A 14,702-nucleotide genomic window follows, 5' to 3' on the forward strand; every position below is an offset into this window, starting at 1 on the left:
CTGGCAAGCAAACAGGCCCGTGATGGGCCTGTGTTGATCAGAGGTGGCGGGCATGAAAGCGCAGGTGCGCCTCGATAAAGCTCGCCACGAAGTAGTAGCTGTGGTCATAGCCCTCGTGGTGGTTGAGCTCCAGCGGCCACCCCTTGCTGGCAGCCACCTCGGCCAGCGCGTCGATATGCAGCTGCTCGGCGAGGAAGGGATCATCCAGCCCCACATCCACCAAGGTTGGCAGCGGCGTGACCGGCTGGTGGCGCAGCAGTTGGCAGGCATCCCACTCTTGCCACAGCAGAGGATTGCTGCCGAGATAGGCGCCGAGTGCCTTCTGGCCCCAGGGGCAGCGGCTCGGGTGGCAGATCGGGCTGAACGCCGAGACCGAACGGTAGCGACCGGGCTCCCGCAGCGCGGCGATAAGCGCCCCGTGCCCGCCCATGGAGTGGCCACTGATGGCGCGTCGGGTCGAGACCGGGAAGTGGGTCTCTATCACATCGGGCAGCTCGCGGGTGACGTAGTCATACATCTGGTAGTGCGCCTGCCAGGGGCTCTGGCTGGCATTGACGTAAAAGCCTGCTCCCATGCCGAGGTCATAACCGGGATCGTCGGCTACGCTGTCGCCGCGGGGGCTGGTGTCCGGCGCTACCAGGGCGATGCCGAGCTCGGCGGCAATGCGCTGGGCGCCCGCCTTCTGCATGAAGTTCTCATCGGTGCAGGTGAGGCCGCTGAGCCAGTAGAGTACGGGGACTTTCTGGCCGGTGAGGGCCTGGGGCGGCAGATAGATGGCAAAATTCATCTCGCAGCCGAGCACGCTGGCGTGGTGGCGATAGCGCTTGTGCCAGCCGCCGAAGCTCTTGTTGCTGCTGATAATCTCCAGATTCATCGAAGGACTCCTGCACCCCGCCCGCGATAGCGGGCGGGGCGATCATGCTCAGTAGTGGATGACGGTGCGGATGCTCTTCCCTTGGTGCATCAGATCAAATGCGTCGTTGATCTGCTCCAGTGGCATGGTGTGGGTGATGAAGTCATCGAGGCGGAACTCACCCTGCATGTAGCGCTGCACATAGCTCGGCAGTTCGCTGCGACCGCGTACCCCGCCGAAGGCGCTGCCGCGCCAGACCCGACCGGTCACCAGCTGGAACGGACGGGTGCTGATCTCCTGACCCGCTCCGGCGACGCCGATAATGACCGACTCGCCCCAACCCTTGTGGCAGCACTCCAGCGCCGCGCGCATCACCTTGACGTTGCCGATGCACTCGAAGGAGAAGTCGACGCCGCCGTCGGTCAACTCGACGATCACCTCCTGAATCGGTTTGTCGTAATCGTTCGGGTTGATGCAGTCGGTGGCACCCAGCTTGCGGGCTAGCTCGAACTTGCTCTCGTTGATGTCGATGGCGATGATCCGACCGGCCTTGGCGAGGCGAGCCCCGATCACCGCCGAGAGGCCGATGCCACCCAGCCCGAAGATGGCGACGCTTTCACCTTCCTTCACCTTGGCGGTGTTCATCACGGCGCCGATGCCGGTGGTGACGCCGCAACCGAGCAGGCAGACCTCTTCCAGCGGGGCGGCCGGGTCCACTTTGGCGATGGAGATCTCCGGCAGTACCGTGTATTCGCTGAAGGTGGAGGTGCCCATGTAGTGATAGATGGGCTGGCCATCTTTCGAGAAGCGGGTGGTGCCATCCGGCATCAGCCCCTTGCCCTGGGTGGCGCGGATCTTCTGGCAGAGGTTGGTCTTGCCGGATTTGCAGAATTTGCACTCGCCGCACTCGGGGGTGTAGAGCGGGATCACGTGATCCCCCACCTTGACGCTGGTAACCCCTTCGCCGACCGATTCGACGATGCCACCCCCTTCGTGACCGAGAATGCAGGGGAAGACCCCTTCCGGATCCTCACCGGAGAGGGTGAAGGCATCGGTGTGGCAGACGCCGGTGGCGACGATGCGCACTCGCACCTCGCCCGCTTGCGGCGGCATGACCTCGACCTCTTCGATGGAGAGGGGCTGACCCGGGCCCCAGGCGATGGCGGCTTTACACTTGATGCTTTGAACCTGTGCCATGAATGACATCCTTCTTGTTGAGCAGGGTGAACAGAGATGAGTTCGGGCATTCAGTGTAGTTTCCCGCCGATTTGGTGATAATAAGGCTAAATATCAAATCACTTTTACACACAGGTAATAATGCTCGGCTGGGAAGGGATCTGTGAATTTGTCAGCGTGGCGGAGCAGGGGGGCTTTACCCCAGCGGCGCGCAAGCTGGGGGTGTCGGTGGCGCAGGTCAGCCGTCAGGTAGCACAGCTGGAGGATCGGCTGCAGGCCAAGCTGCTGCTGCGCACCACCCGTCAGGTGCGGCTCACCGAGCTCGGCGAGATCTACTATCGCCACTGCCGTCAGCTGCTCGACAACCTCTACGAGGCAGAGCTGGCGGTGGGGCGCCATCAGGCGGTGCCGCAAGGGTCGCTGCGCATCACGGCCCCCGTCTCCTACGGCGAGAGCCGCATCGCCCCGCTGGTGAACGACTTCATGGTGCGTTTCCCCCAGCTGGAGGTGACCCTCAACCTCACCAACCAGCTGCTGGATCTGGTGCACGAAGGCTACGATCTGGCGCTGCGGCTCGGTCACCTCAAGGATTCGACGCTGGTGGCGCGCAAGCTGGCGCAGCGGGTGCCCTATGTCTGCGCCTCACCGGCCTACACCGCCCGCCACGGTATGCCCAACAGCCTCTCCGAGCTGACCCGCCACACCTGTCTGGTGGGCAACAGCGACGAGTGGCACTTCACCCTGGATGGTCGCCCCCACAGCGTGCGGGTGCGCGGCCTGTTGCAGTGCAACAGCGGCCACGCCCTGCTGGATGCGGCGCTCAAGGGGATTGGCATCATCCAGCTGCCGGACTACTACGTGAGCGACCATCTGGCCCGAGGCGAGCTGATAGAGCTGCTGCCGGAACTGCGGGCCCCGGCGGAGGGGATCTGGGCCCTCTATCCCCACAACCGCCACCTCTCCCCCAAGGTGCGGCTGCTGGTGGACTATCTGGCCGAGCGGCTGAGCGACCCTCACCAACCGGCGCTGGTGATGCCGATAGGCTAGGGCGCTCCCCGCCCGTTGACTCACTGGCGGCGGGCGACAGGCGTGATGGCCGGAAAATAAAAGAGCCCTTGATGAATCAAGGGCTCTTTTGCAGGTAACAACCGGATAGTCAGCGACCCATCACTCGATGTTCTGGATCTGATTACATGCTGAACCATCGCCACGCTGGCTAAGTGGAGGTGGGAAAAGTGGGAAACTGGGCCCGGATGTGAGGTGGCAATGGTTGATGCTTATGTTTTGTCTCTGGCCAGGATTCATTTCACTTGGTTGACGACCGAGTTAAACGCTGCGCTCTGGTGCTGAGGCCATCCAGAATCGAGTCCGCAATCTGGGTGGGAAATGTATCTGGTAACTGCTGACGGACGGCCGAGATCACTCCATCCAGACTATTTGCCATTTCGTTTAGGATCATTTCCATTTGCCCCTTCTCAAATCCAACTGCTTTGGCAGTCTGATAGAAATGGCGAGGAAATATCTGCTCTATCGCATATTTCTTACCTTTGGTCGCGGTCAGGCCCATGGCCAGCTTTGCATCGCGTGGGTGTAGACCTCGACCACCAAATGCGGGGTACATGGAGAGAATGTCGTAAAAAGGGGTCAGCCGAAAACGCCCTTCCGGTTCAATAAAGACCGAGAAATTCTTTGCATGGCCATCGGTTGCTGCCAGCAGCCAGAACAGGACCTGAGATTTCATGAACAGGTAGCGATCCTGTTCCTGTGTCGCAGAGCCCAGCAAGGTTTTCATGATGTCAGTGATCCCCGGTCCTCCATGGCTCTCGTATTTCCGTGCTGACGGAACATTCAATACCTGACAGAAATCTTCTTGGGGAAGGCGCATGATCCAACTGCGATCTGTAGCGTAACGTCTGTCGAAGCGTTCCACCGCAAGTGCTTTGACCTGGCCAACCTGCATCATGAAACAGTGAGGTACGGGTAGACCAAACTCCTTGGCAATCAGAGTGCAGATATATTCGTTTTCTACGCTCTGGGAGAGGTCTATCGAGTAGGAGTGGCTTTCAATCTTGCCTATGGGGAGTTTGATAATGTGGGTTGTCGGTGTTGCGTTGAGTGGCAAGTACCAACGGCCATCGAGATAGAGCAGCGCTGTCTTTTCTTGCGCCCCGGCGATGGATATCCGGAATTCATCTTGCTCCCTGACCATACCCAAAGGGATTCCTGATTTGTAGCTGGTCAGTATCTGTTCCAGTTCGTCATCGGAAAGGGCCTTGTAGTCGATGCGCCTGACATCTGGAACATCGTCCCCTTCGGTAACCAGCTGTAATGCCCCTACGCTATCCTGGCCAATGCAACTGAGCAGATCAAAGGGCTGGGTTGATGCCGCCTGATAGCGTGCAACAACCCTGTTCCTCACCTCCAGATTATCTGGCAGCAGGTTGTCGAAGAAGTTATGGGCTTCATCGCCCCGGTAGGCCTGATGGCGCAATGGCATGGAGAGTGAGATGGGGCGGCAGCCTGGTTGTGCTAGCCATGACTCATGGTACTGAAACTGATGGGCACCACTGGTAGTTTTGGTGAATGTGCCTACCCGATAGCCGTTCATGTAGACAGCCAGATTGGCCATTACCACTCCTCCTTCCAGCCTGACGCAGGGCTATCGGATGACTCATTGCGGGGTTTGATATCCAGTGACAATTCGAGTGCTGCGAGGATTTTGAACAGGGTCTCCAGCTTAGTGGACTCAGGGTTGAGCTCGAAGCTGGAGACTGTGTCTTGCCTAATCCCCACTTTCTCGGCCACTTTGCCTTGAGAGAGCTTTTGAGAAAGTCTGGCATCCTTGATACAGGCGCTCAGCTGCTTGGCGCTGGTTACTTTCATGATTCGACTACCTGGTCGCGTGCGTTCTTTCAATTTACACGCTGTGGCAGGTATATCAATGTTTACCTGTTATAGAGGGTAAATATCATTTACACGCCAAAGGCGGTATTTAACCTTTATCCCCTATAGCGGGTAAGAGAACAGCAAACGGAGAGATGACGTCTAAGTGTCAATCAATATGGGCAGCCAACCAGTCGAGACCTTGCTCTGCAAACGTGAACAGCTGGTCGCTATAGCCAGGATTGTGGGGGACGCTACGCATTATCGTGCAGCAAACCTACCGATCCTGACTGAAGTATGTGGGTGGTCTGTATCAAGCGTTCAAAGACAACTAAAAAGCGATCTATTGGTGAAGGCGCAGACTTGAAGTGTGTTCCGTCGGATCAAAAGGCTACCGAAAGGTCGTGTTTTGATGCCATGCGATGGTTCCAAAAAGGTATGCCCCTCAACAAGCATTCAGTACGACATGTTGATGCCATTGCCAGACGTTTCCTTGACCAGAAGGCTCGCTATCAAGAGCTGCTCTCCTTGTTGCTTTATGAGTCTTAAATCAACAAAACCCGGCTGATTTTATGAGAGAATCTTGAGCAATATTGTCCCCCGACCGGAAGAATGCTCATGGCCGAGATCAACAAAGCAACCCTCACCGAAGCCGATATCATCTCCAAATACCTGCTGCCTGCCATCAAGGCGGCGGGGTGGGATGACCTGACCCAGGTCCGCCAGGAGGTGAAGCTGCGGGATGGCAAAGTGGTGGTGCGCGGCCAGATGGCGGCACGCAAAAAGGTTAAATCGGCCGATATCGTGCTCTATCACAAGATGGGTTTGCCACTTGCGGTGATCGAGGCCAAAGCCAACAAGCATGAAATTGGTAAGGGGATGCAGCAGGGGCTCGATTATGCCCGTCTGCTGGATGTGCCGTTCGTGTTTGCCAGCAACGGCGATGGCTTCGTATTTCATGACAAGACCCATCCGGCCAAGCTGGAATCCGAGATTGCGTTGGAGGACTTCCCCAGCCCGGGCCAACTTTGGGACAAGCTCTGCACCTGGAAGGGCTACACCCAGGCTCAGCTGCCTGTCATCAGTCAGGACTATTACTCGGATGGCAGTGGCAAATCCCCCCGCTACTACCAGCTGCAGGCTATCAACAAGACCGTAGAAGCCATATCGAAAGGTGAAGACCGGGTATTACTGGTGATGGCCACCGGCACCGGCAAGACCTACACCGCATTCCAGATCATCTGGCGTTTGTGGAAGGCGGGCGCCAAGAAGCGCATCCTGTTTCTGGCCGACCGCAACATTCTGGTGGATCAGACCAAGATCAATGATTTTCAGCCCTTTGGCTCGGCCATGACCAAGGTCACCGGGCGCACGATCGACCCCGCCTATGAGATCCACCTTGCTCTCTATCAGGCACTCACCGGGCCAGAAGAGTCACAGAAAGCCTTTAAGCAGGTATCTCCTGACTTCTTCGATCTCATCGTGGTAGATGAGTGCCATCGGGGCAGCGCCGCCGAAGACAGCGCCTGGCGCGAGATCCTCGAATACTTCTCATCGGCCACCCAGATTGGCCTCACCGCCACCCCCAAAGAGACCGAAACCGTCTCCAACACCGATTACTTCGGTGACCCTGTCTATACCTATTCCCTCAAAGAGGGGATCGAAGATGGTTTTCTTGCCCCCTACAAGGTGGTGCGGGTCGATATCGATGTCGATCTGCAGGGGTGGCGCCCTACCAAAGGTCAGATGGACAAACAGGGCAACCTGATTGAAGACCGTATCTATAACCAGAAGGATTTTGACCGCACCCTGGTGATCGACGAGCGCACCCGGCTGGTGGCCGAAACTATCACCAACTACCTCAAGAAAACCGACCCGATGGCCAAGACCATAGTGTTCTGCAACGACATCGATCATGCTGACCGGATGCGCCGTGCCTTGGTAAACCTCAACCCGGAGCAGATGGCCAAGGACGAGCGCTACGTCATGAAGATCACCGGCGATGATGAGTTGGGCAAGGCCCAGCTCGACAACTTCATCAACCCGAAAAAGCCCTATCCGGTCATCGCCACCACTTCCGAGCTGATGACCACCGGTGTCGATGCCAAGACCTGCAAGCTGGTGGTGCTGGACCAAAACATCCAGTCCATGACCAAGTTCAAGCAGATCATCGGCCGTGGCACCCGTATCGACGACAAGTACGGCAAGCTCTGGTTCACCATTCTCGACTTCAAGAAGGCCACCGAGCTGTTTGCCGATCCCCGTTTCGATGGCGAGCCGGAGCGCGTCATGGTGGTCAAACCGGCAGACATCAACAACCCGGATGAAGGCCTGGGCGATATCATCGACGGCGCCGATCCACTGCCAACCGATGAACCCGGCGATAATGACGATCCGTTTGCACCCGGGGTCGATGAACAACCCGGCAGCTACACAACCGGTAGTGATGGTGGCCACTGTGGCGCAGGGAGTCAGGGCGCAGGGGGGCAGGGCGCAGGCCCGCTGGGTGGTCCAACGCCCGGGGTCAGCAAGTATTATGTCAACGGCGTGACGGTCAGCGTCATCGCCGAGCGGGTGCAGTATTACGATGCCGATGGCAAGCTGGTGACCGAATCCTTCAAGGACTATACCAAAAAGACCCTGCTCAAGGAGTTTGCCACCCTCGATGCCTTCACCAAACGCTGGCAAGCCGCGCAGCGCAAGCAAGCCATCATGGATGAATTGGCTCAGGCGGGCGTGCTGTGGGAGGTGCTGCAAGAAGAGGTGGGTAAGGAGCTCGACCCGTTCGACCTTATCTGCCATGTGGTATACGATCAGCCGCCACTGACCCGCCGCGAGCGGGCCAACAACGTCAAAAAGCGCAACTACTTCACCAAGTACAACGATACCGCCCAGCAGGTACTCACCAGTCTGCTCGACAAGTATGCCGATCAGGGGGTGACCGAAATTGAGACCAAGGATGCGCTAAAAGTCGCCCCCTTTACCGAGCTGGGTCGCCCGCTGGAGTTGGCCAAGAAGGGTTTTGGTGGCCCAAAACAGTTCGAGCAGGCTATCACCGAGCTGGAGCAAGAAATCTATCGCCACCAAGAGCGCGAGCAGCAGAGCGCCTGACGCCAAGTCTGCAACAGCTCCACAGTGCGGCCATGGCAATCATGGCCGCTTGTTTTATCGATACTTCTGACGCATTCGCCCCTGTATTCGTCACCATTTTTGTAAAAAGCAGAGAATCCCATGTCATCCATCAGCTCAGTCATCAAATCCATTCAGGACATCATGCGCAAAGACGCCGGTATCGACGGCGATGCCCAGCGCCTTGGCCAGCTCTCCTGGCTGCTGTTTTTGAAAGTGTTCGACGCCCAGGAAGAGGAGCTGGAGTTTGAGCAGGATAACTACCGCTGCCCCATTCCCGAGCGCTTCCTGTGGCGCAACTGGGCGGCCGACAGCGAAGGGCTGACCGGCGATGCCCTGCTCGATTTCGTCAACAACGATCTGTTCGACTCCTTAAAAAACCAGCCTGCCAATATCAGTCTCAACCCCCGTGGCTATGTGGTGAAAGAGGCGTTCAGCGATGCCTTCAACTACATGAAGAACGGCACCCTGCTTAAGCAGGTGATCAACAAGCTAAACGAGATCGACTTTACTGACAGCAGCGAGCGCCACCTGTTTGGCGACATCTACGAGCAGATCTTGCGTGACCTGCAGAGCGCCGGTAACGCGGGCGAGTTTTACACTCCTCGCGCCGTCACCCGCTTTATGGTCAACCGCATCGACCCCAAACTCGGCGAGCGGATCATGGATCCGGCCTGCGGCACCGGCGGCTTTCTCGCCTGCGCCTTCGATCATGTCAAAGAGCACTATGTCGAGACCGCTGCAGACCATCAGACCCTGCAGCAGCAGATCCTCGGGGTCGAGAAGAAACAGCTGCCGCACCTCCTTTGCACCACCAATATGCTGCTGCACGGTATCGAGGTGCCGGTGCAAATTCGCCATGGCAACACCCTCGACAAGCCGCTGTCGAGCTGGGATAGCGATATCGATGTGATCCTCACCAACCCGCCCTTTGGTGGCACCGAAGAGGATGGCATCGAGCAGAACTTCCCCGCCGATCTGCGTACCCGAGAAACTGCCGACCTGTTCCTGCAGCTGATCATTGAAGTCCTTGCCCCGGCAACAAATGGCAAGGGCGGTCGCGCCGCCGTGGTGCTGCCCGATGGCACCCTGTTTGGCGAAGGGGTCAAAACCAAGATCAAGCAACTGCTCACCAGCGAGTGCAACCTGCACACCATAGTGCGGCTGCCCAACGGCGTGTTTGCCCCCTATACCGGCATCAAGACCAATATCCTCTTCTTTACCAAGGGCCAGCCCACCAAGGATGTCTGGTTCTACCAGCACCCCTATCCGGCTGGGGTGAAAAACTACAGCAAGACCAAGCCGATGAAGTTCGAGGAGTTCGAAGCCGAGATTGCCTGGTGGGGCGATGAGGCTGACGGCTTTGCTGCCCGGGTTGAGAACGAACAGGCCTGGAAGGTCAGTATCGAGACCATTATCGAGCGCAACTTTAACCTCGATATCAAGAACCCCCATGTCGGTGAGCAGATAAGCCATGACCCTGATGAACTGCTGGCGCGCTATGCCACAGAGCAGACCGAAATCCAGACCCTGCGTGACCAGCTAAAAGCCATTCTGGGCGACGCCTTGGGAAACAAGGCACAACTTGGCAACGGCGAGGCAGGTCAAGACCATGAGTGACACGGCGCAACAGATTGCCATCTTCGAGGGGGAGAGCGGCGAGATCAACGTCACCTTGCAACAGGAGACCGTCTGGCTAAATCAGGCCCAACTGGCCCAGCTGTTTGCCAAAAACAAACGCACCATCTCCGAGCATATTCGCAACCTGTTTAAAGAGGGCGAGCTGGAAGAGAGCGTAGTTGTCCGGAATTTCCGGACAACTGCCAGCGATGGTAAAAGCTACGATACCCAACACTACAACCTCGATGTCATCATCTCGGTTGGCTATCGGGTCAAATCACCGCAAGGGGTGCGCTTTCGCCAGTGGGCTACCCGGCTGTTAAAAGAACACCTGCTCAAGGGCTACACCCTCAACCAGCAGCGCTTTGAGCAAAATGCCCGTGAGTTGGAGGCAGCACTGGCACTGGTGCGTAACGCGGCCCGTGGCGATGGGCTTAGCCTCGCCTGTGGCCGTGGTCTGGTGGAGATCATCAGCCGCTATACCCAGACCTTTCTCTGGCTACAGCGTTATGACGAAGGGCTACTGACCGAGCCAACAGGTACTGAGGGCGGCCTCTTGCTGGCCCCCGAGCAAGCCATGCAGGCGCTCGGCGAGCTAAAAGCCCAACTGATGGCGCGCGGTGAAGCGACCGAGCTGTTCGCTCGTCCGCGCGGCGACGGACTGGCCGCCCTGCTAGGTAACCTTGGCCAGAGCGTGTTTGGCCAGAGCGCCTACCCCACAGTGCAGAGCAAGGCCGCCCACCTGCTCTATTTTGTGGTCAAAAACCACCCATTTACCGACGGCAACAAGCGCAGCGCTGCCTTTTTGTTTGTCGATTTTCTCTATCGCAATCAGGCGCTCTGGCTGGCAAGTGGCGAGCCCATCATCAACGACAGCGGGCTGGCGGCCCTGACCCTGTTGGTGGCAGAGTCGGCCCCGGCACAAAAAGAGACCCTGATCCGCCTGATTATCAATATGTTGACCCCCGCACTGACCGCGACCAACTTTGGAACGACCCCATGAGCCATCTCGATACCCTGATCACCGACCATCTGGATCTCTGGAGTGCGGCGGTGCGCCCCAAAAGCAGTGCCGGGCGCGGCAGCAACAGCAAGCTGGAACTGACCGGTATCAAAAAGCTGCGTGAGCTGATCCTGGAGCTGGCGGTACGCGGCAAGCTGGTACCGCAAGACCCCAGCGATGAACCCGCCTCCGTGCTGCTGGAACGGATTGCCGCCGAAAAGACGCGGTTGGTGAAAGAGGAAGGACTAAGGACATCCGCCAATGAGGTTGTCGATATTGCTGATGAATATATTGAATGTCCAAGTCACTGGAAATGGACTCGACTTGGCAACATAGCAAAGTTTATTGATTACAGAGGAAAAACCCCAAATAAGATAGATGCTGGTGTTAGGTTGATTACTGCCAAAAATATTCGGTATGGCTACATTGACCTTGTCCCAGAGGAGTTCATTTCAGAAGCAGATTATGATCAATGGATGACAAGGGGATTTCCAAGGGTTGGGGATACACTATTTACAACCGAAGCTCCGCTAGGTAATGCAGCTGTAATTGATATAAATGAACGTTTTGCGCTTGCCCAAAGGGCAATTTGTTTTCAGTGGCATTATTCTACTGTTAGTAGGTTTATGCTTATTCAGATATTAGCATCACCATTTCAAAATCAGCTGCTTGATAATTCTTCAGGGATGACAGCTACAGGGGTAAAAGCTTCACGGCTAAAAGAAATACCTGTAGTAATCCCTCCAGCTGAGGAACAACAACGTATCGTAGCCAAAGTGGATGAGCTTATGGCTCTCTGTTATCAGTTGGAGCAGCGCAGCGAATCGCAGCTGGTGGCCCATCAGACGCTGGTGGAGGCTTTATTAACTACGCTGACAGACTCCGGCGATGCCGACGAGCTGGCGCAAAACTGGGCTCGGCTAAGCTCTCACTTCGATACCCTCTTTACCACCGAGGCCAGCATCGACGCCTTGAAACAGACCATCCTGCAACTGGCAGTGATGGGCAAACTGGTGCCGCAAGACCCGAGCGATGAACCCGCCTCTGCCCTGCTGGCGCGTATCGCCGCCGAAAAAGCCCAGCTGGTCAAAGAGAAGAAAATCAAAAAAGAGAAACCGCTACCTGCGATTAATGAAGACGAAAAGCCGTTTGAGATACCGCAGGGATGGGAGTTTGAAAGGATCGCGGTATTTGGACTTGTAGGCACTGGTGCTACACCATCGAGAAGCAATCCAGCCTATTGGGAACCAGCTGAAATTAACTGGATATCTAGTGGGGAGACGGCTGAGCTATTTGTTGGTAAAACTAAAGAGCAAATATCGAATTTAGCAATAAAAGAAACTAACGTTTCTATCTATCCTGCTGGCACTTTAATTGTTGCAATGTATGGACAAGGGAAAACAAGAGGACAAATAACTGAATTACTTGAACCTGCAGGTACTAACCAAGCGTGCTCTGCAATTAGGTTAATTGATGAAACAAAAGCCCATAAGGATTTTGTAAAATTGTTCTTCCGGAAAGCCTACCTTGAATTAAGGGAGCATGCGGCAGGTGGCGCACAACCGAATTTAAATGTTGGCAAAATTGCGAGTACAGTTATCCCACTTCCTCCAATTCCAGAACAGCATCGCATTGTCGCTAAAGTCGATGAGTTAATGACCCTCTGTGATCAACTTAAATCCCGCCTGCAAACCAGCCAGCAGACCCAACTTGCCCTGGCCGAGTCGCTGGTGGAAGGCGCCCTGTCCTGATAAGCCGATTGCAGCATTCGCCCGATGATAAGAGGCATTGATGATGAAACTCAGTCGTAACGATCCTTGCCTCTGTGGCAGCGGTAAAAAATTTAAACGTTGTTGTATGAGCCGCGAGGGCAAGCTGCATGCCGACGTGCAGGATGAGGTCGCCGCCATGTTGGCCATGAACCCCAATTTGAGCCTGGCTGAACTCAATGTGGCGTTACAGCACAAAATGGCGGATCGTAATAATCAACCGCATCCCGATTTTTGTGGGGTGACGCCAACCCAAATGGCCAATTGGCTTTATGCACCGTTCGATCAATTACAGTGGCTTACCATCAGCACCCCAGACAATCTTTCTGCCAGCCCGGTGATGCGCTATTTAGGCCTCATGCTTGATGAGGCCATGGCGCAATCCGGGTCATTCAACGCCACCAGCAAAGGCAACTTGCCGACCAAATTAGTCAAGCAGGCCTGTGAGTTATTGCCGGAGTTTGCCGTGGCGCAATGCGGTTCTGACCTCGGTATCTGTGAGTTTACCGGCAATAATGAAGACAAATTCAATGCCCTGCACTACACCAGAGTGTTAGCCGAACTCAGTGGGATTATTTATCGCCGTAGCGGTCGCTATCATGTGAAAAAAGCAGCGCAAAAACAGTATCAGGCGGCAGGGATACAGCCCTTTTTTAAACCGATGCTAGCGGCTGCCGTCAGCCAATATAACTGGGCCTATTTGGACAATTTTCCATTCGATGTCGATGTGCGTATGTTTTGGGTGTTTATGCTGTGGCGCCTGCAACACCACCACAGTGCCGCCGAGTTGGTGCACGAGGTGATGACGGCGTTCCCCGATGTGCTCTTGACCATCCCTACCGACCATTACTTTTCACCGGAACAAACCTTATCCATGATCATCGAATCACGGTTTATTGAACGATTTTTACAATACTGGGGATTTGTGACGGTTGAGCCGAGGCGTTATATCAACGCTGAACCGGTCGCCAGAAGGGTTCATATCCAGCCTTTGTTACAGCAAACCTTTCAATTCACCCTTAACCGATAGCAAGGTCATCGTGAGCGAATATCAATACTACAAATTTGAGCGTGTGGACGGGCAGTTAGCCCCTCACGCCCGCCAGGCACTCAGAGCCATTTCAAGTCGAGCCGAGATTACCGCGACCGCTTTTCAGGTCTATTACACCTACAGTGACTTGAAGGCCGATCCTGCTGAGCTGATGTTAAAATATTTCGACATCGGTTTTTACTATGCCAATTGGGGTTCCATTGATGCTTATATCAAGCTGCCTGCCGGCACGATCCCCGATACGTTACTAGGCGTTTCGCTCGATGGCCTTCATGTAGATGAGCGCGATGAATGGCAATTGCTGACTTTTTCTATCGAAGAGTATGGCGAATATTTTGACGATGAACAGGCTGACGATTTTTTCCAACACTTAGCCGCTTTGCGCAGTGCCTTAATTCAGGGTGATTGGCGTCTTGTCTATTTTATGTGGCTGAAAGAGTGCGAATTTAATGAGGAAATTGACGGGATACCTTTAACTCATTTCGATTTTGAGCACCTCAGTGTGGAGTTGCAGGCGTTTGCCACCCTTTATGATATTCCCTTGGCTTGGATTAACGCACTGGCGATGGTGCTGAATGCACACCCCTGTCACCCAGCCAGACAGGCCGAGTTTCAGTTTGACGGGTGGTTCCATCAGCTCACTGACGCGGAGAAACAGACGCTATTAAGCACGCTGTTTGAACAAGGCCAGTTAACCCGTCATCAAGCCTTGGCGATGACGCGAAAAGAATCGGCCAACCAGGACCAAGCCTATCGGTATTGGTTAACTCCCGACGTGATCACTCCTTACGTTGCACAAGCGCAACGCCAATTACAGCAAGCGCAAGCCGACGCGCGCGCAAAGAAAATGGCGCTTGAAAAAGCGCAAAAAGAAAAAGCATTGACGGATATCTACCATCAGCGCGAACACGCCTGGCAGCAAGCACAAGAACAGGCGGATCGCACATGCGCCAGTGGCTACGATGCGGCATCACGCTATGTGCATCAGTTATGGGAAGCCTATCAGTGCAAAGGCGATAGCCCCGCGTTTGCCCAGCGCTTTAAGCGATTTGTGGCGGCGAATAACAGCCGTAAAGCGCTGTTAACCCGACTGAAAGATCTCCTGTAGGCGGGTATCCGGTTACCCAACATGAACCTGCGTTGTTGAGTTATGCTCCCCGCCGCCATGGTGTGCGCCTCAACATGACCCTTTGCGGCGAGCGGGGAGCCATCATCGCC

Annotated in this window: 11 protein-coding genes; 7 read left to right on the top strand and 4 right to left on the bottom strand. The window is 55.6% G+C overall.

The features are described 5' to 3' along the window. Positions 1-37 precede the first annotated feature (37 nt). Together fghA and BN4575_RS11165 are read right to left on the bottom strand one after the other, a co-directional pair. Positions 38-874: an S-formylglutathione hydrolase gene (fghA, locus tag BN4575_RS11160; protein ID WP_068978224.1), complete on the bottom strand. Its 837-nt coding sequence runs from the start codon at positions 872-874 to the stop codon at positions 38-40. A 48-nt stretch (positions 875-922) separates the two neighbouring features. Further along, complete coding sequence (locus BN4575_RS11165; protein ID WP_068978225.1) at positions 923-2,050, bottom strand: S-(hydroxymethyl)glutathione dehydrogenase/class III alcohol dehydrogenase; 1,128 nt, start codon at positions 2,048-2,050, stop codon at positions 923-925. A 120-nt stretch (positions 2,051-2,170) separates the two neighbouring features. Here BN4575_RS11165 and BN4575_RS11170 point away from each other — a divergent pair, with 120 nt between their 5' ends. Further along, positions 2,171-3,076, top strand: coding sequence for a LysR substrate-binding domain-containing protein (locus tag BN4575_RS11170; RefSeq protein ID WP_068978226.1), 906 nt, complete (start codon positions 2,171-2,173; stop codon positions 3,074-3,076). A gap of 259 nt (positions 3,077-3,335) precedes the next feature. Here BN4575_RS11170 and BN4575_RS11175 read toward each other — a convergent pair whose 3' ends face one another. Both BN4575_RS11175 and BN4575_RS11180 read right to left on the bottom strand, forming a co-directional pair. Next, positions 3,336-4,658, bottom strand: a complete 1,323-nt coding sequence (locus BN4575_RS11175) for a type II toxin-antitoxin system HipA family toxin (RefSeq protein ID WP_068978227.1) — start codon at positions 4,656-4,658, stop codon at positions 3,336-3,338. Then, the gene (locus BN4575_RS11180; protein ID WP_042047685.1) at positions 4,658-4,912 is read right to left on the bottom strand and encodes a helix-turn-helix domain-containing protein; all 255 of its coding nucleotides are present in this window, start codon (positions 4,910-4,912) and stop codon (positions 4,658-4,660) included. The genes BN4575_RS11175 and BN4575_RS11180 overlap by 1 nt, the downstream gene beginning before the upstream one ends. A 618-nt stretch (positions 4,913-5,530) precedes the next feature. Here BN4575_RS11180 and hsdR point away from each other — a divergent pair. The 6 genes from hsdR (at position 5,531) to BN4575_RS11210 (ending at position 14,592) form a co-directional block, all read left to right on the top strand. Beyond that, positions 5,531-8,023 carry an EcoAI/FtnUII family type I restriction enzme subunit R gene (hsdR, locus tag BN4575_RS11185; protein WP_176716431.1) on the top strand — a complete coding sequence of 831 codons (2,493 nt, stop codon included), beginning with the start codon at positions 5,531-5,533 and terminating at the stop codon, positions 8,021-8,023. Positions 8,024-8,143: 120 nt separating this feature from the next. After that, positions 8,144-9,661: an N-6 DNA methylase gene (locus BN4575_RS11190; RefSeq protein WP_068978229.1), complete on the top strand. Its 1,518-nt coding sequence runs from the start codon at positions 8,144-8,146 to the stop codon at positions 9,659-9,661. Beyond that, a complete protein-coding gene (rhuM, locus tag BN4575_RS11195) occupies positions 9,654-10,664 on the top strand; it encodes a RhuM family protein (protein ID WP_068978230.1) in 1,011 nt (336 codons plus the stop codon). Before BN4575_RS11190 ends, rhuM begins: the two co-directional genes overlap by 8 nt. Continuing rightward, positions 10,661-12,415, top strand: a complete 1,755-nt coding sequence (locus tag BN4575_RS11200) for a restriction endonuclease subunit S (protein WP_068978231.1) — start codon at positions 10,661-10,663, stop codon at positions 12,413-12,415. Before rhuM ends, BN4575_RS11200 begins: the two co-directional genes overlap by 4 nt. A 40-nt stretch (positions 12,416-12,455) precedes the next feature. Next, positions 12,456-13,463 (top strand): YecA family protein, encoded by a 1,008-nt coding sequence (locus BN4575_RS11205; protein ID WP_218060770.1) that lies wholly within the window; start codon positions 12,456-12,458, stop codon positions 13,461-13,463. 10 nt (positions 13,464-13,473) lie between these two features. Next, a complete protein-coding gene (locus BN4575_RS11210; protein WP_068978232.1) occupies positions 13,474-14,592 on the top strand; it encodes a hypothetical protein in 1,119 nt (372 codons plus the stop codon). The last annotated feature ends 110 nt before the right edge of the window (positions 14,593-14,702 follow it).

It is taken from the genome of Aeromonas sp. EERV15 (assembly GCF_900079845.1).
GTDB classification, from domain to species: Bacteria; Pseudomonadota; Gammaproteobacteria; order Enterobacterales; family Aeromonadaceae; genus Aeromonas; species Aeromonas sobria.